A 21,953-nucleotide genomic window follows, 5' to 3' on the forward strand; every position below is an offset into this window, starting at 1 on the left:
CCTTTTAGTTTCTCCAATATAAATTATATATTACTTTTTTTTACGTAACGTCGCAACGAAAAATCCATCTGAATCAAAATCGTCAGGGAAAACTTGCATTGTTAATTGTGATCGTTGAGGCAAAGGACCAATGGTGGGTACTAATTCATAATCTGAATTTTGCTCTAAAAAGTCTTGAACAACAGCATCATTTTCAATTTCTAAAATAGTGCAAGTCCCATAGACCAAATTTCCACCCTTTTTTAATTTAGGAGCCACTGCATTTAGCATATCTAGTTGAATTTGGTGTAATTTCATACTATCAGCGTAGCTTTTTTCATATCTAATCTCAGGCTTTCGACGTAATAATCCAAACCCTGAACATGGAGCATCAACTAAAATCGCATCAAAGGTTTCATCATCAAACTGTTCATCGACTTTACGAGCATCTAATTCTTGAGCGTGCACCTGATCAGATACGTGCAGTCTTTGTGCATTTTCTTCGATCAATTTGATCTTATGAGGGTGGATATCAAGTGCTTCCACGATACCGCCTTGCTTTGGATCTAAATAACTGGCGATTTGTGTTGTCTTACCACCAGGAGCGGCCGCAGCATCTAATACTTTCATTGATGGTGTTAAATTTAGATTAGGAACCATTAGCATAGCTGATTCATCTTGTAATGTTAGCAAGCCATCTTCAAATGCTTTAGAAGAAGCAACATGTCCATGTTTGATACGAAGTGCCTCAGGTGTAACTTTAGAAGCTTCTACTTCAAAGCCTTCTGCCTCCAAAACAGTAGTAACTTGTTCCTGCGTTGTAACTGCCCGATTAATTCGTGCAGATTGAGCTGGTGCATCATTAATAGAACGAGCGATCTTAACCATTTTTTCATGGCCAACTTCACTTTCTAGTTGTTTTAGTAGCCAAACTGGTAACGAAGCTTCAATTGATAATTGTTCAATTGGATCTTTAATTGTCGTAAATTCAGGTAATCCTTGCCGTTCAAGGCTATGCAAAACCCCCGTTACATACTTACGAATTCCATCATGACCACGGCGCTTAGCAATTTGAATTGCCTCATCAAAAATGGCATGTTGTGGTATTTTATCAAGGTATTGCATTTGATAAACTGATATCATTAATAACTCTTTGACAAATGGATCAACATTCCCACGTAAGAATGGTTTTAACCAATATTCTAAAGTCAGGCGATGTTGAATCACACCATAAACAATTGTTGTGAGTAAATGTATATCTCGCTCCTCTAATTTTGAGGCTTTCGCAAGTTGATTTAATTGCAAATTTGAATATGCGCCATCTTTGACCCGTTCTAATACCCGAACTGATAACGCGCGGGCATTACTTTGTTCCCACCCCGCGATTTGTTTTGAATTTCCTTTACTCATGAGTAATTATTTGTTCTCCTTCGGTAAAATTAGCATGCCCATTTAAGTAGGCGGTAACATCCATTTTTGGTTTTCCAGCTGGCTGCAATTCATCAATTGCTAAAATATTTCCATCACCAGCGACTATCCATAATTCATGTTTATTCTTTTTGAAAACTGTTCCGCTTGGTAAATCACTATGTTCATCAATTAAATGGGATTTTTGAACTTTTGTACGTTTCCCTTTAATTTCAGTATGTGCAATCGGAAAAGGATATAATCCTCGAATTTGATTAAATATTTCTCGTGCCGATTTTGAAAAATCAAGTGACTCTTCTTCTGGCTTAATATTCGGTGAAAAGGTTACCAAATCAGGATCTTGCGGTGTCGCTACATTCGTTCCATCGATTAATTCCGGCAATGTTTTTAATAATAAATCGCGGCCAAGAATAGATAATTTTTCAAATAAAGTTCCAGTGTTGTCATCATCTGTAATAGGTAATGTAGCTTGTGATAGAACATCACCAGCATCCATTTGCTTAATCATATACATGATTGAAACACCCGTTTCAGTATCACCATTAAGTAAGGCATAGTGAATTGGAGCCCCGCCTCGATACTTTGGCAGCAATGAAGCATGGACATTAATAGCACCAATTTTAGCTGCATTCAATAATTTTGTTGGTAAAAATTGACCATAAGCAGCTGTAATCATAATATCAGGCTGTAAATCAATTAAAGCCTGTAATTCTGGTGAACCACTTAACTTAGCCGGTTGAAACACAGGAATCCCCGCTTTAACAGCAACTTCTTTGACGGGTGTAGGCGTCATGACTTTCTTGCGCCCCACTGGTCGATCTGGTTGTGTTAAAACAGCAATCACATCGTAATCAGGATGATTAATTAATGATTCTAAAATACCAACTGAAAACTGGGGAGTTCCCATAAAAATAATTTTTGTTTGCATATTTACTCCTAATTTTACAAATTAATAGGGTCACGATTAATACTAATTTGAATATTTTTATCAATAATCTTTTGAGCATCATTAACTAAAAGATTAAGCGCTTGTTCTAATTTATCATCATACTTAAATCGTAATGAAATTTGATAAACATACCGATTTTTAACTCGACGAATTGATCCCGGAGCGGGCCCAAATATCATAGTACTAGGCATAATTTGTTCTCGTAACCAGTTAACAATTTTATATGCTATTTTAGCTACATCCTGCTCGTTTGGATGAGTCAATTTAATCTGAATAGCATAATAATATGGCGAATAATGCCAAGTTTTACGTAGACTCATTTCTTGCTGATAGAAAGCTTCATAATCTTGATTTTGAGCTAATTTGATAGCATAATGCTGTGGATTAAAGGTCTGAATAACGACATTCCCAACCTTATCAGCCCGACCTGCTCGACCTGCAACTTGAGTGATTAACTGAAAGGTCCTTTCACTAGCACGATAATCTGGAATTTTCAAAGTTGTATCCGCATTTAAAACTCCTACAAGAGTCACATTGGGGAAATCTAATCCCTTTGCAATCATTTGCGTTCCAATCAAAATATCCGCCTTTTGTTGACCAAACTGTTCCAACAGTCGATCTGTAGCGCCTTTTTTACGCGTTGTATCATTATCCATACGGATAATACGTGCTTGAGGAAACTTGTCTTGCAATTGTTCTTCCACTTTTTGCGTTCCAGTCCCAAAAGGCCTAATCCGAGTGGACCCACATACTGGACATTTATGAGGTATCGGCTGTGTAGCACCACAGACATGGCACTCCATTCGATAAGTATCTTTATGCATCGTCAATGCTAAATCGCAATTAGGGCACATTGGAACATAGCCACAATCTCGACACATCATAAAATTAGCATAACCACGTCGATTAAGCATTAAAATAATTTGTTGCTTTTTTTCTAAACGTTCTTCAATTTGATCAAGCAATTGTGGTGAAAAAACTTCATCCCCTCCCGACTTAATCACTTCACTCATATCAATAATTTGAGCTGTTGGTAATGGATTTGCGAGTGCCCGCTTTTTCAATTCCAACAACTGATAGACATGCTTTTGTGCCCGTGCTCGACTTTCTAATGAAGGCGTGGCTGATCCCAAAATAAGGACTGCTTGATGTCTATTAGCACGCCACGAGGCAATATCACGAGCATGATATCGTGGATTATCATCTTGCTTATAAGAACTTTCATGTTCTTCATCCATAATTATCAAGCCAATCTGTTCCAAAGGGGCAAAAATAGCCGAACGTACTCCTACAACTACATGGACCTCTTGGCGCTGAATTCGACGCCACTCATCATATCGTTCACCATCTGATAAAGCCGAATGCAATAAAGCCACATCATCTCCAAAACGTCCTTTTACACGTCGGACCATCTGTGGAGTTAATGTAATTTCAGGAACTAAAAATAGGGCTGTTTTTCCGGCCTCAATAGTTCTAGCAATTGCTTGTAAATATATTTCGGTTTTACCCGAACCAGTCACACCCTCTAAGAGGAAAGTTGTTGAAATTTGTTGGTTCAATGCGCTATTAATCGCATCAAAGGCAACTGATTGTTCTTCATTCAAAACTAATGGCTTAGTTTTTTGAATAGTGCTTGATAATGTTGGCGTACGATACGTTTCCATTTCAGTCATAGAAATCCAACCATTGGTAACCGCCTGATTTATATCTTGTGCTGTTAATTTATATGAATGTTGCAACGAACTAACTAATTGCCAATCTGGTGTTGGATTTTCCATTAAAGCAGTTACAAAACGCGCCTGCTTTTTAGCATTTTTGTTAAGATTCCTTCTAATCTCATCATATTGATCAGATGACAATTTATTTTTATATTTTTTGACTTTTTTAATCTTAGCCTTATTTTTTAAATAATATTTAAACCCTAGAGCCTTTATTGCTTGATAGTGTTTAATTTTGCTCATCAATTCAATTGGAATAAAATCTAATTCAAACGGAATTTCATCGCGATCAATAAACAAATCATTAATATTATTATCGTCAATCAAATTTGGATTTAATAAAATTAGCGTTTTTTGATATTTAGCTTTCATCACATTAGGCAACATCGCCTGTAAAACATTAATTTGAAAATTAAAATTATGTTCAGCAATTCTTGCACTTAATTGAAGCAATTCTTGATTTAAAACCGGTTCTAAATCTAAAACATTAGTTATCGGTTTCAACGGCTTAGTAGTTGTCTCGCCTTTAACCACCTCTAATACGAAGCCTTGAATTTGGCGTCCCCCGTTACCAAAAGGAACTTGTACTCGCATACCTGGCTGTACAATTGATTGAAGATTTTCTGGAATTTGATATGTCCATGGTTTATTCGTTTGTCGTGTGGAAACATCTACAATAATTTTTGCGACATCCATTAAGATCATCTCCTTCCAAAAATTACACTTCTAATAATTATAGCAGACCATGCACCTTTTCGGACCGTATAAATTATATTATGATTTATTTTAAAAAATTGACTGAATTTTACCTTGAAATTAAAAAGAACTAGATACACGTAAATTCGTCTATCCAGCTCTTTTAAAATTAAATTTACTTTTTCAATGATTCAACATCGCGTGCAATCATGATTTCTTCATCTGTTGGCACAATCAAAACCTCAGCAGTTGATCCTTCGGCAGTCAAAATTGTTTCTTTACCGTAAACATCATTCTTTGATTCGTCCATCTTAATACCCATAAAGTTCAAGCGTTCAATAATGTGAGAACGTTGTTCCTTAGAATTTTCTCCAACTCCACCAGAAAATACTAAGACGTCCACACCGCCCATTTCTACGATATATTGACCAATATATCGTAGAACACGGTCTTCCCACATATCAATAGCTAACTTAGCATGTGGATTAGTTTCGGCTACTTCTTTCAAATCACGCATATCTGAAGAAATAGTAGACACTCCTAACAAACCAGACTTTTTGTTCATAATTTCAAGCATTTGCTCATTAGTTAATCCTTCACGCTCTTGGATATAGTTAACTAATGATGGATCAATGTCACCCGTTCGCGTAGCCATCATTACTCCAGCTAATGGTGTGAAGCCCATTGAAGTATCAAATGACTTTCCATCCTTAATGGCTGTAATTGATGATCCAGCTCCCAAATGCAATGTAATAATCTTTAGTGATTCTAATGGCTTACCTAACATTTCAGCGGCACGAGCTGAAATATAACGGTGTGAAGTTCCATGTGCACCATATTTACGTGCACCGTACTTCGTATAATATTCATATGGTAAACCATATAAATAGTTAACTTGCGGCATTGTCTGATGAAAGGCAGTGTCGAAAACTGCAACTGATAATGCATTTGGAATTAATTTTTTAAAAGTCTTAATCCCTACAATGTTAGCTGGTTCATGTAGTGGTGCATAATCAATTAGTTTTTGTAATTTCTCCATAACATCGTCATCGATTACTACGGAATGATTATACCATTCACCCCCAGCAACGACACGATGTCCTACACCTGTAATTTCTTGAATATCAGAAATTACACCGTGTTGCTTAAATTGTTCAAGTACATAAGCAATTCCTTGCTCATGATCTTTGATATCTAAGATGTTTTCAAACTTTTCTCCATTAAATTTTAATGAAAAAATAGAATCAGATAGTCCGATTCGTTCAATTTGTCCCTTTGCAATTACCTCTTCACTTGGCATTTCAATTAATTGAAATTTCAAAGATGAAGATCCTGCATTAATTGCTATTGTCTTCGCCATTCTTAAATATCTCCTTTATTTTTCGCATTACATCAAAGTTAATAGTAACTTTATATAAATTATATTTTACCATGAAAATAAGAATCTAGGGTTTGCTATTTCTAAATCTTAGTTTTCCAGTCTAAGAAGTCTCCAATAAATTGTTTATTAGAGGAACTATCACCGATTTCTGGTATTTGGGCTAACAAAACAGGTTCAGCTTGAGTATGACTTTCATCACGCCTTTGTAAAATCATTAACTCTTTACCAACTGCTCCTTGTTTAAACAGCTTTTGAGGGAATTTAATAATTGCCTGTAGTAGAACTGTATCATCTGCAAATAGTCTTAAAAGATCAGGACCTTGCTCTGTTTCTAGGATGTTTTCGGGAACTAGCAATAAAGCTGTCCCACCAGGAACCAATGTATTCAATGCTTTTTCAATCAATAAATGGTGAACGTATGTTAAATCGTTATCTTGTTTAGTTTTAACGTTATAGCCATCTTCGACCTGTTTAGGATACATTCCAACTGGTAAGTCACCCACTACGATATTAAATTTATTCGTGAAATTAAAATCAACAGCATCGGCTAACTGTAAATTCCAATCATAACCTAAAATTGAATTCATTCCACTTGCCAAGGTAAGCATTGTATCGTCATTATCAATTCCCGTTATTTTAACCTGATCACCATTTTCAACGACTTGCTGAATTGTTGCACTCAAATTACCTGACCCAACTCCCAAGTCTAATATTGATAGATTACTCTTATTTTCTATATTATTAAACTGATCTACAAAATATGCTACCCACATTCCTATAGCGTCTGGTGTAATTTGATAATTAGCCTGTAACTGGTCCTCCATCAAAGTTCCCACCAAAACCAATTGTAAAATTTGACGTCTATCTGTAACGTTCATTTTTTCTAATGACAATGAATTTACATTGTTTTCCCAAGCCGTAACCATTTCTTGATCTAACATGTTCAAATCTTCATGATCATGCTCCACAATCATAGAAAACACTTCTATTAAAGCTTCAATAGATGAAATATCCATTTCATCGCTTATTTCATTCCGCGTTAATTGTAGAACATTAACTGCTTGCTCAATTTTTTCAAACATGCTTTCACCTCTAAAAATTTTATATTAAATATAATTTTCAGTTTAGTCATTTTTAAAGCTTTTAGCAAGGGATGTTTTCTGCTTATTCTCTCGTTCAATCAGTAATAGATAATGTTTAATTTCACGTTTTAGTCGTTTATTTTGTTCAATTATTACTTCATATTGTCTACGTTCAATTCGTGAAAAACAATTCAAAGTTGTCATACATACCAAACTAAACAATAAAATTGTTACTGTAATATGTCCTTTTCTACGCAATATAAACCCTCTATTTACATTAATCATTGTTTAAATAAATTATGCGTTTCGCATATAAGCAGTCGTCATTTCTACCGGTATGCTTAAGATGCTCCAATTCCCTGATAATAATATTAAAATAATTAGGTTTATCAGATGTTAATATTTTTTCTACATAAATGCCTTTGCTCAATGGCATAAACCCTTTATTACTACCCGTTAGAACTAACCGTCGATGCCAAATTATCAACCGATAATCTTTATTATTTTTTTTAGAATAAAAATGATAAACTGGTCTCTTTTCAATTTTAGTATTACCCATAACAAATTTTAAATTTAGCTTAGGATGATTTAAATCTAAAATCAATCGGTTGGCTTGATATTTAAAATAGTCTTTTTCTTCTAATATCTTGAAATTAATTAACTGGTGTACATTGACCGTAATCACTGGTGTACATTGACCGTAATCATTTGAGCCACTATCCCCAAAACAAAAAGCGAAGCCAAAACCTCAACCAGTGAAAATGCCTTTCGTTCAACTTGCATAAATCGCCCACTGTTCTCTTACCTCTTGCAATTGTTTTGACAACTTTATCTGTTCCTGAATTAATCTGTTTGTATTTTGATGATGATTAGATATGACCATCTGACAAGTAATTGTTGTTTGACATATAACAACTAAAGCCAACAAAGCATCTAACATCAAATATCCTTTACGGCGTTCTAAGATCAAAATCACCCCACCCCATTGAGAAAACTAATTCTTTAAATTCTTTCTTTTTAAGATTTTTAAGCGTTATGGTTCCAGGTTGGACCCAACCCGAGTGTACTGAAATAGCACCATAATATACAGCCCACCCCTCGGGTAAGTAAACCATAGACTTCATTCTATTTTGTATCATAATTGCTCGATTATCTTTTTGTTCACAACCCTCAATTAAAACCTGAGATGTTTGTGACAAATTACGCGCTCTATCAACTTCAAATTGTAACTCTCGTCTAAAGTTAGCCCAGTTTTGCTTAGTTGGGGTTGAAGGTTTAAAATACGCGAATGTACTTAATATTAAAAACGTCAACATCGCTGTTATAAGAACTTAAATCATTGTAAAACCTGATCTTTTCGATTTCATCATTTCCCGTTTTTGTGGCGTTTTACATTCCCTTCATGGTCAAAATCAAGACCTAATTGTTCCATACGAGCTGATTGTTGATTGCTTAAATAGTTGTCCTTTAACAATTTTCCCTTAGTGACAGGCCTGTCTTCTGGATGCTCTAATAAATATAAATCAGCTTGGCTTTGAATTGTTCTTTCCATCGTTTCTGCCTGACGTCGATTAGCAATATCGCGAACTCTATGAATATTGGGCAAAATCAACATTGTTAATAACCCAATTATAAATAACGCAGTTACCACTTCGATCAATGTAAAACCTTTTCTTTTTTTCACCATCCGTTAAAATCCCCCATATTAGAATAAATCGGTAATAAAAACTTCAAATATAATGCGATAATCAAACATCCAATTATGCCAAAACAAATTGGCTGGATTAACAACAATACTCTTTCCATCAAACGATCTAATTGTTCTTTCTTCAAAAGAGCTAGGCGAATAAAATCGCAGCCAATTGTCGCTTGTGATTTACCAGTCTTAAATAAGCATTCTGCTTCTATTGGTAAAAAAGGCATTTCTTTTAAGGCAGTTACTAAATCTTCACCCTGTAAAAGATGTTTTTGCATCTCCGAACCAAGCATTTCAATAAAAGGAACTGTCCTCACTCTATTAATTCGTGTAATGACTGTTGCTAAGCTAACCCCTGATTTCAATAAAATTCCCATATGAAATAAAAAATAATAAGATATCAACAAATTTAATATCTTATTTAAAAGTGGAATTTTTGAATAAAGATACCAATAATTTAAAATAGTTTTACGAAATACGTTTTTCATCAAAATTATTATTATTATTATTAAAATTAATACCAAGCCCATCCCTAACAATTCAGGAGAATTTAATAATGTATTGCTATTATTAGACCAAATATCATTCGAGAAAAATAATACTAATCCAATACCTAATAAAGTTACTAAAAGCAGCAATATTCCTGGATATAATAACAACATTTTAATTTTTTGTTGATGAATAAAATGAATATATTCTTGTTTACCAATCTCTTGCACTACTACCCTCATATTGCCGTGCAATTGAATAAAGCTTAATTGAAAATTTATTCTAATTGGCATATATGATTTAATCGCCAGTTCAAAACTTGTTCCTTGCCTCATATCCAATAAAACACTTTCTAATATATTTCTATTTTTAGGCTGCAACATTTGAATCGAATTTAATGCGTCTTGTAGTGAATAGCCTGAATTTAGTAAATCTCCTAAAACTTCAAAAAATTGCACTTGATCATGACGCGACCATTGCGAACGTTTAAATCCCATTTTTCTCCATTTCAATCAATAAATCTTGTTGGGTTAAATACTGTAAATCAGCCATTTTTTCAGCATTTACCGTTGTCATTATTTGATAACCAACGCCTGATAAAACATGTTTCAATGCCCACTCATCTACGCCCAACCCCAGCATGCGATACCATACTCCTAAACAAGAATCGGCATGTACAGTGCTCAAAACCAAATGACCGCTCATCCCGGCTTCAACCGCTATTTTTGCAGTTTTAGAGTCTCTAATTTCTCCAATAATTAAAATTTCAGGATGATGTCGTAATGCCAATTTCAATAATTGTTGATAGCTCATATCAGCAAGTGTATTGATTTGAAGTTGTAATATTTCACTATCTTCAATTTCAACTGGATCTTCAATGCTTAGTACCAATCGAGCTGTTTTTAACTGCTGAATAGCATAATAAAGTGTACTTGTTTTACCAACTCCTGTCCTCCCACTTAATAAAATTAAACCACTCATATTTTTTACTGATTCAATTAACTTATAAATTGGTTCAGGATCTTTAAATTTAATACCTATATTGCAAATTTGATATAAAAATCTAATAACCATTGATTCTTGATTCAAAAAATCACCAACGCTTGAAATTCTACAATTGTAATTAGTTCCCCCTACTTGGTAAGTCATTCTACTTAACTGAGGTCTACGTGTTTCACTAATATCCATCCCACTACAAAACTTAATATAACGAAGCAACCGTAAGCCAATATCAACTTCAACTTGCCGCAATTTTTTTAAACCATTATTAGTAATCATCATAATACGATAATAATTACTGGACGGTAAAATATATAAATCACTCCCCTTTTCTTTAATAACACATTCAACTAATTCATTAAAAATATTTTCAATTGTCATTTTGACCCCCTTACACAGTAAGGAACCAATAAAACATAAAGTGTTTTTTAATTTTTAAAATAAAATAAAAAGCCAAACGCGCTAATGCACATTTGACTTTAAAAAAATTATTATTCAGCTGTAGTAAATACCGCTGAAACATCATCATCAGCTTCTAATTCTTCAACTAGTTTTGCTAATGATTCTGCATTATCTTCTGGAACTTCCATTGGATTATCAGCGATCATTGTTACTTCATCATTAATCAATGTGTAACCTTTTGATTCTAGTGCATCTCGAACTTCTGGGAAAACCTTTGGATCTGTATAAATTTCAAATTGATCATCATACGTCTTCATATCATCGGCACCAGCTTCTAACATGTCCTCAAACAATTGATCTTCATCAATTTCAGGAGCGTCTTCACCACGGGCAATTTCGATATATCCCTTACGTTCAAACTGAAAAGCAACTGAACCAGAAGTTCCCAATTCTCCACCAGCATGCTTAAAGGCAGAACGAACATTTGAAGCAGTTCGATTAGTGTTATCAGTCAATGTTTCAACCAAAACAGCAATTCCAGCTGGTCCATAACCTTCATATGTTAACTCTTGGTAATTTGCACCACCAGCACCAGAAGCCTTATCAAGGGCACGTTGCACGTTGTCCTTAGGCATATTAGCTGCTTTTGCTTTTTCCATCACTAACCGTAATCCAGGGTTACCATCTGGATCTACTCCACCCGACTTAGCCGCAGTATATAAGTCACGTGATAACTTTTGGAAAATTTTTCCACGCTTAGCATCTTGGGCGTTCTTACGTCCTTGAATGTTATGCCACTTACTGTGTCCTGACATTTCAAAAACCTCTTTTCAATCTATTTTGACAGTCTACTCATTAATTATATAATAAATCAAATTTACAACAATATCAATATTTGAACCAAATATATTTGATTTAAATATCATTATTACTCTTTACTAAATTAATTCGGTTATTATTTTTAACTTTAATGATAATCAAAAAATTATCGATGATATGCAAACTTTTGAGCAGCTTTAACGGATTTTTGCCAATTTTCATAATGCTTTTGCATTGTCTGTTTATGCTCTTCATTATAGTCAACCGTTAGCATCTCAGGATTATCGGGTAGTTGATCAATAGATGACCAAAATCCACTTTGTAATCCAGCTAAATACGCAATTCCACGAGCAGTCATTTCAAGTTTTCGTGGTCTCGTGATTTTTATTTGAAGTAAATCAGCCATAAATTCATGCAAATATTCGTTCGCTGCAGCACCACCATCAATAGAAAGATGAGTTCGTGTGAGTCCTGTATCAACGGTCATTACATCTAAAACATCTTTAGTTTGATATGCCAAAGATTCAATTGTAGCTCGTACCAAATCTTGATTTCGAGTTGCTCTAGTTAATCCAAAAGCAGCTCCACGAATTTTTTGATCCCAATAAGGTGCACCAAGGCCCGTAAAAGCTGGTACCAGGTAAATATCTTGATAAGGAACTGACTGGCTTGACTGATAAGCATATTCTGCTGACATTGCTGAATTATCAATGATATCCATTCCTTCTTCTAACCACTGAACTGCTGATCCAGCGACGAAAATTGAACCTTCAAGTGCATATGTGATTTTTCCGTTTAAACCATAAGCAATCGTTGTTAGCAAACCATGCTTTGAAACTTTTGGTTGATCTCCAGTGTTCATGACAATAAACGCGCCAGTCCCATATGTACTTTTAATAGAACCAGGCTTAAATGCTTGATGTCCAAACAAGGCAGCTTGCTGATCACCAGCTAATGCTCCAATCTTAATTGGAACACCTTTCAGAATCGTTTCACCAAAATCATCTGATGAATTTTTAACTTTCGGCAATAAGTTTGGGTTAATTCCATAAAGATCCAATAACTCTGGATCCCATTGCAAGGTATGAATATTAAAAAGCATAGTTCGTGATGCATTGGTATAATCCGTAGCATGGGCCTTTCCTCTAGTGAGCTTCCACAACAGCCACGAATCTATTGTCCCAAAACGAAGTCGATCCTCATCCATCAATTGTTTTAATTCTGAATTTTGGTCTAATAACCACATTATTTTAGTTGCTGAAAAATATGAATCAATCCAGAGACCCGTTTTATCATATATTTTTTCTTCTAAATGATTTTCTTTGAGTTTATCAGCCATTATATTTGACTGCTTAGATTGCCAAACAATAGCTGGCGCTACTGGTTCACCGGTTTCTCGGTCCCATAAAACTGTTGTTTCGCGTTGATTAGTAATTCCAATTGAATCAATCTCCTGAGCAGGAATATCATATTTTGTTAAAACTTGCTGCATCAACCACTCAGTGTCAATCCAAATTTGATTTGCATCGTGTTCAACCCAGCCTGGCTCCTGAAAAATTTGAGGTAGCTCTTTTTTAACCATCCCTACTGTATTACCATTTTTATCATATAAAATGACGCGAGTACTAGTGGTTCCTTGATCAATTGCCATTACATATTCTTTTGTCATTATTTTTTACCTATTACCCTCAAATAAAAATTAGTTGGTTAAATATTTTTAAATAAAAAGGCGAGGCAAGTTTGCCTCACCTAAATTATTGACTAAGCTAAAACTATCTCAGTCCCCTATAATCGTAATATCAAACGTTTTTTTACATTTTAAGCTAATACGTGCTTTAAAAATAAAGATAACTTTATTTTATGCTTCGGACTTTAGAGTTCCGCCATCCATATAACGATTTTTAGGCATTTCATTAACGATTACTTTAATTGCATCACGTGGTGCGCCGGCATTTTTTTCGACTGCATCTGTAATTTCTGACATCATTGCTTTTAATTGAGCTTCTGAACGTCCTTCTACTAATTCAACATGTACAAATGGCATCTTTTCTCTCCTATTATTAATTATTTAAAACATCTGAAATTTGCTTTTTAGCAGCAATTTTCTCAACCTGAATTTGACGCTGTAAATCCTCATTAATGAAATTATTAGATACATTTACAGTATTCAATACATTGATGAAGGCATCTGGATCAGCTTCTTTAGTTAAATTTTCCATATCTGCTAATTCATAACGCGAAAGGACCATCATCAATGTTTTTGATGGGTGCTTGGTATAAGCACCCACAGAATCAAGAATTGTAATACCACGAACAACATTCGCCTGTAAGTTTTCAATGACTTCATCAGGATGCTTTGTGACAATAAATGCGGTTAATTTTCGGTGTTTAGTATAAATGTTATCCATAGCAACAGATGTTGCATAAATTCCAATAATCGTATACATCGCATTTTGCCAGCCAATAAAGAAGCCAGCAATCAAAACTATACCCCCATTAATCATCATACTAACAGATCCAATTGACCGACCCGTTCGTTTTTGAACAATAGCAGCAACAACATCCATTCCACCAGTAGAAAAACCTAATCTAAAAGTAATCCCAATGGCAACCCCTAATAACATTCCACCAAATAACGCAGCTAAGATCGGTTCATTATTTACAATGCTCACTTTTGGCATCCAAACTTGTAGACCAGATGCCAACAAATTATTCAAGAAACTTAATACTACGAAACGACGACCAGCCCAAAACCAACCTGCAATCGCAATCGGAATATTAAAGACCAAAATCATTGTTCCTACTTCAATATGAATATGAAACAAATAAGTCAAAAATAAATTTAACAGTTGCGCAATTCCATTAAATCCAGCTGAAAAAATATTATTAGGAATAAAGAAGAAATTCATGGATACCGCAACAAGTAATGAACCAAATATAAATCCCCCCACGAGGATACTGTAATTTTTAACTGATGTCCAAACCAAAGCATCTTCCTCCTAAATGTTATTTTCCGCGAGCCTGATCAGATGCTTTCTTTTTAGTCTTACGATTAGCACGTAACTCTTCACGGTCAGAAACTCGTTTCTTAAAGCGAGCATCTTTAGCAATTGCTGCCTTAATTTGATGCTTATATCCTGGTTTAACGTGCTTCTTCTTCTTTTTAACCATCCCCAACATCGTTGGATCAAGCTTTTGGGTAGACTTATGTCGTTGACGCCGACGACGACGATCAATTCCGTCCTTCAATTCCCCATGACTAAAGTTTTTAGGTTGGAATTCAATCCCCATTTTTTCAACACTAGCTACTCGGTCTTCTTCATCTGGATTATAAATTGTAATTGCCGTTCCAGTTTGACCATTACGACCAGTTCGTCCAACTCGATGAATAAAGAATTCCAATTCATTTGGAATACCATCATTAATAATCAAGTCAACCCCTGGAATATCAATTCCTCGAGCGGCTAAGTCGGTTGCCACGACATATTGATAATCAAGTCGTTGAATAGCAGTCATCACTCGACGACGTTCTCGTGGTTGAATATCTCCGTGAATTTCAGCAACTTTAAGTCCCTGTTGTCGTAAATACTTAGCCAATTCTTTGGCACGAACCTTAGTATTAGTAAATACTAAGGCCATGTATGGATTACCCATCGTTAACAAACTATAAACGACTTCATCTTTTGTCTTACCCTTAGTTCCAACCAATAGATTTGTAATAGTATTAGCAATTACCGTCTCACTTGGAATTTCTTCAATAATTGGGTTATTTAAATACTTTTTCAAAAATGGTTGTAATTTTTTAGGAATCGTAGCCGAAAATACCATCATTTGTAGATCACTTGGCAACGCTCCAGCAATCGCATCAACATCTGGTAAAAAACCACCATCCAATGTCATATCAGCTTCATCAATAACTAAAGTTGATGCTTTATGTATATCTAAAGCTCCATTTTTTGAAAGGTCATGAATTCGACCAGGTGTTCCGATAACAATTTGTGGTTGTTTATTTTCTAGTTGTGCAGTTTGACGGGCTTTATCGGTTCCACCAACGTAGTACCCGATTTGAGGCCGAATTTTTTCATCAAACATATCCGCAATTTGCTTAGCAGCACGATTAATTTGAGCCGCTAATTCTCTTGAAGGTGTAGTGATAATAACTTGTACTGTTGATTCCGTTAAATTCAATTTTTCAAAGATTGGGATCAAGAAAGCATGAGTCTTACCAGATCCAGTTTGTGACTGTCCCACAACTGAACGACCTTGTAGAATCACTGGAATCATTTTCTCTTGAACCGGTGTTGGCTCTTTAAAGTTGATTGCACCTAGAGCTTGATATATTTCTGATTTTAAATTATAATCCGTAAATTTTGCCATTAATTTCTCCTGTTTTATTCGTTAATGGTTGTTTCTAATACAGCATTAACTTCATCAATAATTGTGTTTATTTCAGTTTGATCTTGTGCTAAAGCACCCGAAGCAAATGGGTGTCCACCTCCACCGTGACGTGCCGCAACTTTGTTAATGACCACGTCACGAGAGCGCATGCGAACTCGATAAAAACCTTCTTCTTGTTCTTCAAAGATAATCCAAGCTTTCATCGTATTAACTTTTCCTAAGAGTGGCACTACAAAGGCAGTCCCAAAATCTCCCAATTCAAAGCTTTCAACAACATCATGTTTCAAAATAATATAATTTAAACCTAGATCGTTCATTTGCATATTACTTAAAACATAACCAGACATTTTAGCAGCAGCTGGTGAAATAGTATCCATCATTTGATTAATTTTAAACCAATCAAAATCAAATTCCATTAATCCTGCAACAACTTCCATTGTCTTCGCATTTGTAGCATATAAGAATCTTCCAGTATCACCAACAATTCCGTTATACAAATATGAAGCACCACTATTTGATAACGCTAATTCATTTTTAAATTGTTGATAGAAACTAAAAATTATTGCAGAGGTTGAAGAGGCACCTTCAATCACCCAATTATAATCTCCATAAGGTTCTTCGTTTGGATGATGGTCAATTTTTACAATTGTAGCCCCTTGTTCCCAACGTTGATCATCCACTCGGGGAGTATTAGCAGTATCTACTACAATAACTAGTGCATCCTCATAGAGTTGGTCCTCAATTTCATCCATAGTTCCCATCCAAAGGGCACTGTGTTGCATTTTACCAACTGTATAAACTTTTTTTTCTGGGAATGAGTTTTGAATTAAATCCGCTAGACCAAATTGTGCACCAAAAGCATCTGGATCGGGCCTTTGATGTCGATGAATGATAATTGTATCATGCTTTTTAATTTGCTCTAAAATAACTGTTTCAGCCGTCATATTTTTATCTCAATTCTTTCAATTATATTTTTAATTATTTTCTAATCACTAACAACAAATTATAGCACAGATAAGCTGGTTAAACCCCATATAAATCCAGCGGAACATCGGTAAAAGTTATTGGTGCCAAATTCGTCATCGTCAATCCTAATAACCGAATTGGTTCTTGAAAACCTCCTAATTCATCCCAAAGTTCCAATGCCAAATCGTAAAATAAATCAGCTTTATTTTCCATAAAGTCTAGATTAGTTCGACGCCGTGTTTCAGTTTTAAATTCTGAATCTCTAACTTTCAATACTAAAGTCTTTCCATGCTTTTTTTCTTGTTGCACGGACGTTTCTAATAAATTAGCTAAATGATGAAATGCCTCGAAAACATCAGCTTCTTCAGATAAAAAGGGACCATAAGTTCTTTCATTTCCAATCGATTTTCGTTCTCTTTTCCACTCCACCTCACGATCATCAACTCCTCGAATTCTTTGATAAAAATCAAAACCTGCACGACCAAAATGATCAATCAAGGTCGCTTGACTTTGTTGATATAAATCATATCCATTATAGATTCCCAAATCGTTCATTTTAGGAATCGTTTTTTTACCAATTCCTCGAATTTCTTGAATCTTAAGATCATTCAAAAATTCTCTAATTTGGCTAGGATCAATATATGTAAATCCGACCGGTTTATTGTGTTCTGAAGCTAACTTAGCCATAAATTTGTTATATGAAACGCCCACCGATGAGGTAAGCTTTAATTCATCAAAAATCGTCTGTTGCAAATGATGCGCCAAATCTAAATCTGAATCAAATGTCGATAAATCATTAGTCACATCCAAATAGGCTTCATCAAACGCCACTGGTTCTATTTTTTCGGTATATCGATGGAAAATTTCATGAACTAATTGAGACGTTTTTCGATATAATTTGAAATTAGGAACTACGAAACGGGCATGAGGTGCCAATTTCAAGGCTTCTACAGCACTCATTGCTGAATGCACCCCTAGTTTACGAGCTTGATAATTGGCAGTTGCAACTACTCCACGTCCTCCCGTTAAACGTGGATCATTGGCCAAAATTATTGCTTCATCTCGATATTCTGGATGGTCTCGCATTTCAATTTGCGCATAAAATGCATCCATATCAATATGTATAATATGACGATCACTATTTAATTTTAATGGAATATCAAATAAATCAGCCATATCATTTACTATCCTAACTTTAGAATGCATTGAAAAATTATGTCGATATAAAAAGAGACTTGGATATAAATACACCAAGCCTCCTCACCAGATTAAAAATTAATCTTCTTTTGTTGAAACCGCATCCTCTTTAACAGAACTAGTTTCATCAACAATCTTTGTGTTTTCTGCTACTACTGGAGCATCTGTAGTTTCAACTACTTCAGCTGCATCCTTATTCTCAACGACCGTTCGAATAGCAGACCGTTCAAAAGTTAAAAATACACCATCAGCATCAAGACTGAATGTATCTTTATCAAGTGAATCAATCTTACCATGCAAACCACCAATGGTAACAATTTCAGTTCCTGGCTTTATTTCGTTCAACATACTTTGACGCTTTTTTGCAGTTTTTTGTTGTGGGCGAATCATCATGAAATACATCAAGGCGATAAACGCAACAAAAATCAATAAACTTTGTGACATGTGTTAAAATCTCCTTCTCTAAAACAACCGTGCATTTGGCTGATTATAACCATAATCTTCCAAAACTTGCGCTCTGAAATCTAATAATTCATCATGATAGATTGCCTCACGCATCTCTTCCATTAACTTTAACAGATATCTTAAATTGTGAACAGATGCAATATTTTGACCATACAATTCATTGGCCTTAAATAAGTGATGTAAATAAGCTTTAGTAAACGTATTTGAACCATAATCTTCAGTATCTTCATCAATTAAGCTAAAGTCATCTTTATACTTACTATTTGTTATGACAATTCGACCATGCTTTGTCATTAGTGATCCATTTCGAGCAATTCGAGTTGGCAAAACGCAATCAAACATATCAATTCCTCGGATAGCTGAATCAATTAATGAGTCTGGGGCCGCTACTCCCATCAAATAACGAGGCTTATCCGCTGGCATCCAATCCACGGTGAAATCAAGTACACGATTCATTTCTTCCTTAGATTCACCAACAGAAAGCCCCCCTACTGCATAACCAGGTAGGTCTAAATCGATCAAACCATCTGCAGAAAGTTTACGTAAGTCTTTGAATCCCGCTCCCTGAATAATTCCAAACAAAGCTTGATCATTTGGTCGATTATGAGCTTCCTTAGCTCTTTTGGCCCAGCGGGTCGTTCGTTCAACTGAATTTTTAACATAATCATAAGTTTCAAAATATGGTATTGCCTCATCGAGTTGCATCATTACATCAGATCCCAAATTATTTTGAATTGACATAGCTACTTCTGGCGAGAGGAACATCTGTGAGCCATCAACATGGTTCTTAAAATCAACACCTTTTTCAGAAATCTTATTGTTTTTAGACAATGACCAAACTTGGAACCCACCTGAATCAGTTAAAATTGGTCCGTTCCACTGCATAAATTTATGCAACCCACCAGCTTTAGCGATTAACTCATCTCCTGGACGAACCCATAAATGATAAGTATTTGAAAGAATAAATTGAGAATTAATATCCTCTAAATCTCGCGGTGAAACATTTTTAACTGAAGCTTGAGTTCCAACTGGCATAAACATTGGCGTATGTACCACTCCATGCCGTGTATAAATTCTTCCTAAACGTGCACCAGTATGTTTTTCAACATGCAATAATTCATAAACAACTGGCCGCTTGGGATCATTCATTAATTCTTCTTTTAATGGATATTTTTCCATTAAAAATTGATCAAATTCACTATATTGACGCATTTTTTCTCCTTTTAATGATGAATAAACATCGCATCTCCAAATGAAAAGAAACGATATTGTTCTTCAATAGCATGCTGATAAGCATTTAAAATATTTTCTCGTCCCGTAAAAGCCGCCACCAGCATTACCAAAGTTGATTTTGGTAAATGGAAATTAGTGATAAAAGCATCAACCGTTGTCCATTGATAACCCGGCTTGATAAAGATATCAGTCCATCCAGAATCAGCTTTTAGTTCCCCATTGAACTTTGACCCAATGGTCTCCAAAGTCCTAATGGAAGTCGTTCCAGTCGCAATAATCCGACTGCCATTTGCCCTGACATCATTCAAAGTATCAGCTGCAGCTTGACTTAATTGGTAAAATTCAGAATGCATCTTATGATCTTCTAAATTATTAGTTTCAACTGGTCGAAAAGTTCCCAATCCAACGTGTAAAGTCAATTCTACTAGTTTAACACCCTTATCTGCAACTTTTTGTAGTAATTCCGGTGTCCAATGCAATCCAGCTGTTGGTGCTGCTGCTGATCCATTTACCTTAGAATAAACTGTTTGATAACGTTCTTGATCTTCCAATTTTTCCTTAATATAAGGTGGCAAAGGCATTTCACCTAAGGATTCCAAAATTTCCAAGAAAATTCCATTATAATGAAATTCGACCATTCGGCCACCGTGCTCTAGCTCTTCAGTTACCGTGGCAGTTAATTCACCATTCCCAAAGGAAATTTCCGCACCAACTGGATATTTACGGGCCGGATTAACCAAAGTCTCCCAGACATCCCCATGATCTTGTCGAAGCATCAATACTTCAACGTGACCACCTGTCTCAGGGCGAATTCCATGAAGTCGTGCAGGCAACACTCGCGAATTATTCATCACAATAGCATCACCTGGCTTTAAATATTCTAAAATATCGTAAAAATGACGATCTTCAAGCATCCCAGTATCTGCATTCAATGCTAATAAGCGTGAAGTATCTCTTTTTTCTAACGGAGTTTGTGCAATCAATTCTACTGGTAAATCATAATCAAAATCATCCAAAGTATAATTTGATAAATTCATTTTTTATCTTCTTTCTTTATCATAAGCAATTTGCAGATGATCATAGGCTTTCATAGTCACCATACGACCGCGTGGTGTTCTTTTTAGATAACCGATCTGCAATAAGTATGGTTCATACATCGACTCAATAGTATCAACTTCTTCACCAACATTTGCCGCCAATGTTTTAATTCCCACCGGTCCACCATCATAATTTTCAATCATCGTATTCAGAATTTTTAAATCAACTTGATCTAATCCCGATCGATCAATTTTGAGCAATCCTAAGGCAAAATCCACCAAGGACAAATCAATCGAATCATAATTTTTGACCATAGCAAAGTCTCTAACTCGGCGTAAAAGGCGATTTGCAATTCGTGGTGTCCCATGAGATCTTCGAGCTAACTCTGCTGCCCCAGATTTTTCAATTTCAATCCCGAATACACCAGCTGAGCGCAAAATAATTTCACTGAGCTCTTGTTGATTATAATAATTCATATGTTCAACGATTCCGAAACGATCTCGCAATGGTTGCGAAAGCATTCCACCACGGGTTGTTGCCCCAATCAATGTAAAAGGAGGCAACGGAAAATGCACAGGTCGTGAATTTTCACCTTCGCCCACAATGATATCAACATAAAAATCTTCCATAGCAGAATATAACATTTCTTCGACCGTTTTAGGCAAACGATGAATTTCATCAATAAACAAAACATCGCCTGGTTGTAACTCATTTAAAACTGCCAGTAAGTCTCCCTGCTTTTCAATAACAGGACCTGTCGTCGTTTTAATATTAACTCCTAGCTCTGTCGCAATTACCAGCGCAAGAGTTGTTTTACCAAGTCCTGGTGGACCATAGAGCAACGTGTGATCTAATGCTTCTTCTCGTTGTTTAGCCGCTTGAATATAAACTTGCAAACGTTCTTTTAATTCTGCTTGCCCGATGTACTGTTTCAACGTATTAGGCCTTAAATTAAGATCACTTTGCTCCTCGTCCGGATTCAGGGACGTTTGATCTAAAATCCCATCACTCATGTTAT

23 protein-coding genes are annotated in these 21,953 nt (G+C 35.3%); all 23 read right to left on the reverse strand.

Features of this window, described 5'->3' with window-relative positions:
* Positions 1-30 precede the first annotated feature (30 nt).
* On the reverse strand, positions 31-1,389 hold the full coding sequence (gene rsmB, locus JC2156_RS03800) for a 16S rRNA (cytosine(967)-C(5))-methyltransferase RsmB (protein ID WP_006845523.1): 1,359 nt from the start codon (positions 1,387-1,389) through the stop codon (positions 31-33).
* Positions 1,382-2,335: a methionyl-tRNA formyltransferase gene (gene fmt, locus JC2156_RS03805; RefSeq protein ID WP_006845524.1), complete on the reverse strand. Its 954-nt coding sequence runs from the start codon at positions 2,333-2,335 to the stop codon at positions 1,382-1,384. Before fmt ends, rsmB begins: the two co-directional genes overlap by 8 nt.
* Positions 2,336-2,349: 14 nt before the next feature.
* Entirely contained in the window at positions 2,350-4,770 is a 2,421-nt protein-coding gene (gene priA / locus JC2156_RS03810; RefSeq protein WP_006845525.1) for a primosomal protein N', read from the reverse strand.
* Between the two features lie 175 nt (positions 4,771-4,945).
* The gene (locus tag JC2156_RS03815; RefSeq protein ID WP_006845526.1) at positions 4,946-6,130 is read right to left on the reverse strand and encodes an acetate/propionate family kinase; all 1,185 of its coding nucleotides are present in this window, start codon (positions 6,128-6,130) and stop codon (positions 4,946-4,948) included.
* A 101-nt stretch (positions 6,131-6,231) separates the two neighbouring features.
* Positions 6,232-7,233 carry a class I SAM-dependent methyltransferase gene (locus JC2156_RS03820; protein ID WP_006845527.1) on the reverse strand — a complete coding sequence of 334 codons (1,002 nt, stop codon included), beginning with the start codon at positions 7,231-7,233 and terminating at the stop codon, positions 6,232-6,234.
* A 42-nt stretch (positions 7,234-7,275) separates the two neighbouring features.
* The gene (locus JC2156_RS09090; protein WP_006845528.1) at positions 7,276-7,437 is read right to left on the reverse strand and encodes a hypothetical protein; all 162 of its coding nucleotides are present in this window, start codon (positions 7,435-7,437) and stop codon (positions 7,276-7,278) included.
* Positions 7,438-7,510: 73 nt separating this feature from the next.
* The gene (locus JC2156_RS03825) at positions 7,511-7,918 is read right to left on the reverse strand and encodes a hypothetical protein (protein ID WP_006845529.1); all 408 of its coding nucleotides are present in this window, start codon (positions 7,916-7,918) and stop codon (positions 7,511-7,513) included.
* Positions 7,915-8,016: a prepilin-type N-terminal cleavage/methylation domain-containing protein gene (locus tag JC2156_RS08855; RefSeq protein ID WP_155815918.1), complete on the reverse strand. Its 102-nt coding sequence runs from the start codon at positions 8,014-8,016 to the stop codon at positions 7,915-7,917. Before JC2156_RS08855 ends, JC2156_RS03825 begins: the two co-directional genes overlap by 4 nt.
* A gap of 167 nt (positions 8,017-8,183) precedes the next feature.
* Positions 8,184-8,549: a hypothetical protein gene (locus JC2156_RS03830; RefSeq protein ID WP_006845531.1), complete on the reverse strand. Its 366-nt coding sequence runs from the start codon at positions 8,547-8,549 to the stop codon at positions 8,184-8,186.
* A gap of 50 nt (positions 8,550-8,599) precedes the next feature.
* Positions 8,600-8,920 (reverse strand): competence type IV pilus major pilin ComGC, encoded by a 321-nt coding sequence (locus JC2156_RS03835; protein WP_006845532.1) that lies wholly within the window; start codon positions 8,918-8,920, stop codon positions 8,600-8,602.
* Positions 8,914-9,915 (reverse strand): type II secretion system F family protein, encoded by a 1,002-nt coding sequence (locus tag JC2156_RS03840; RefSeq protein ID WP_006845533.1) that lies wholly within the window; start codon positions 9,913-9,915, stop codon positions 8,914-8,916. The genes JC2156_RS03835 and JC2156_RS03840 overlap by 7 nt, the downstream gene beginning before the upstream one ends.
* Positions 9,905-10,798, reverse strand: a complete 894-nt coding sequence (gene comGA, locus JC2156_RS03845) for a competence type IV pilus ATPase ComGA (RefSeq protein WP_006845534.1) — start codon at positions 10,796-10,798, stop codon at positions 9,905-9,907. Before comGA ends, JC2156_RS03840 begins: the two co-directional genes overlap by 11 nt.
* 110 nt (positions 10,799-10,908) lie before the next feature.
* Positions 10,909-11,634 carry a YebC/PmpR family DNA-binding transcriptional regulator gene (locus tag JC2156_RS03850; RefSeq protein WP_006845535.1) on the reverse strand — a complete coding sequence of 242 codons (726 nt, stop codon included), beginning with the start codon at positions 11,632-11,634 and terminating at the stop codon, positions 10,909-10,911.
* Between the two features lie 170 nt (positions 11,635-11,804).
* Positions 11,805-13,307, reverse strand: coding sequence for a glycerol kinase GlpK (gene glpK, locus JC2156_RS03855; RefSeq protein ID WP_006845536.1), 1,503 nt, complete (start codon positions 13,305-13,307; stop codon positions 11,805-11,807).
* Between the two features lie 189 nt (positions 13,308-13,496).
* A complete protein-coding gene (locus JC2156_RS03860) occupies positions 13,497-13,682 on the reverse strand; it encodes a 2-hydroxymuconate tautomerase (RefSeq protein WP_006845537.1) in 186 nt (61 codons plus the stop codon).
* 16 nt (positions 13,683-13,698) lie between these two features.
* Positions 13,699-14,625: a YitT family protein gene (locus JC2156_RS03865; RefSeq protein WP_006845538.1), complete on the reverse strand. Its 927-nt coding sequence runs from the start codon at positions 14,623-14,625 to the stop codon at positions 13,699-13,701.
* A 19-nt stretch (positions 14,626-14,644) separates the two neighbouring features.
* Positions 14,645-16,015 carry a DEAD/DEAH box helicase gene (locus tag JC2156_RS03870; protein ID WP_006845539.1) on the reverse strand — a complete coding sequence of 457 codons (1,371 nt, stop codon included), beginning with the start codon at positions 16,013-16,015 and terminating at the stop codon, positions 14,645-14,647.
* Positions 16,016-16,029: 14 nt separating this feature from the next.
* Complete coding sequence (locus JC2156_RS03875; protein WP_006845540.1) at positions 16,030-16,980, reverse strand: DHH family phosphoesterase; 951 nt, start codon at positions 16,978-16,980, stop codon at positions 16,030-16,032.
* Between the two features lie 79 nt (positions 16,981-17,059).
* Positions 17,060-18,178: a DNA polymerase IV gene (gene dinB / locus JC2156_RS03880; protein ID WP_013989138.1), complete on the reverse strand. Its 1,119-nt coding sequence runs from the start codon at positions 18,176-18,178 to the stop codon at positions 17,060-17,062.
* Positions 18,179-18,277: 99 nt separating this feature from the next.
* Positions 18,278-18,643, reverse strand: coding sequence for a preprotein translocase subunit YajC (gene yajC / locus JC2156_RS03885; RefSeq protein ID WP_006845542.1), 366 nt, complete (start codon positions 18,641-18,643; stop codon positions 18,278-18,280).
* 18 nt (positions 18,644-18,661) lie between these two features.
* A complete protein-coding gene (gene tgt / locus JC2156_RS03890; RefSeq protein WP_038241098.1) occupies positions 18,662-19,813 on the reverse strand; it encodes a tRNA guanosine(34) transglycosylase Tgt in 1,152 nt (383 codons plus the stop codon).
* A 74-nt stretch (positions 19,814-19,887) separates the two neighbouring features.
* Positions 19,888-20,934: a tRNA preQ1(34) S-adenosylmethionine ribosyltransferase-isomerase QueA gene (gene queA, locus JC2156_RS08860; protein ID WP_006845544.1), complete on the reverse strand. Its 1,047-nt coding sequence runs from the start codon at positions 20,932-20,934 to the stop codon at positions 19,888-19,890.
* Positions 20,935-20,937: 3 nt separating this feature from the next.
* Positions 20,938-21,948 carry a Holliday junction branch migration DNA helicase RuvB gene (gene ruvB / locus JC2156_RS08865; protein ID WP_006845545.1) on the reverse strand — a complete coding sequence of 337 codons (1,011 nt, stop codon included), beginning with the start codon at positions 21,946-21,948 and terminating at the stop codon, positions 20,938-20,940.
* Between the last annotated feature and the right edge of the window lie 5 nt (positions 21,949-21,953).

The sequence above is a fragment of the Weissella koreensis KCTC 3621 genome, assembly GCF_000277645.1.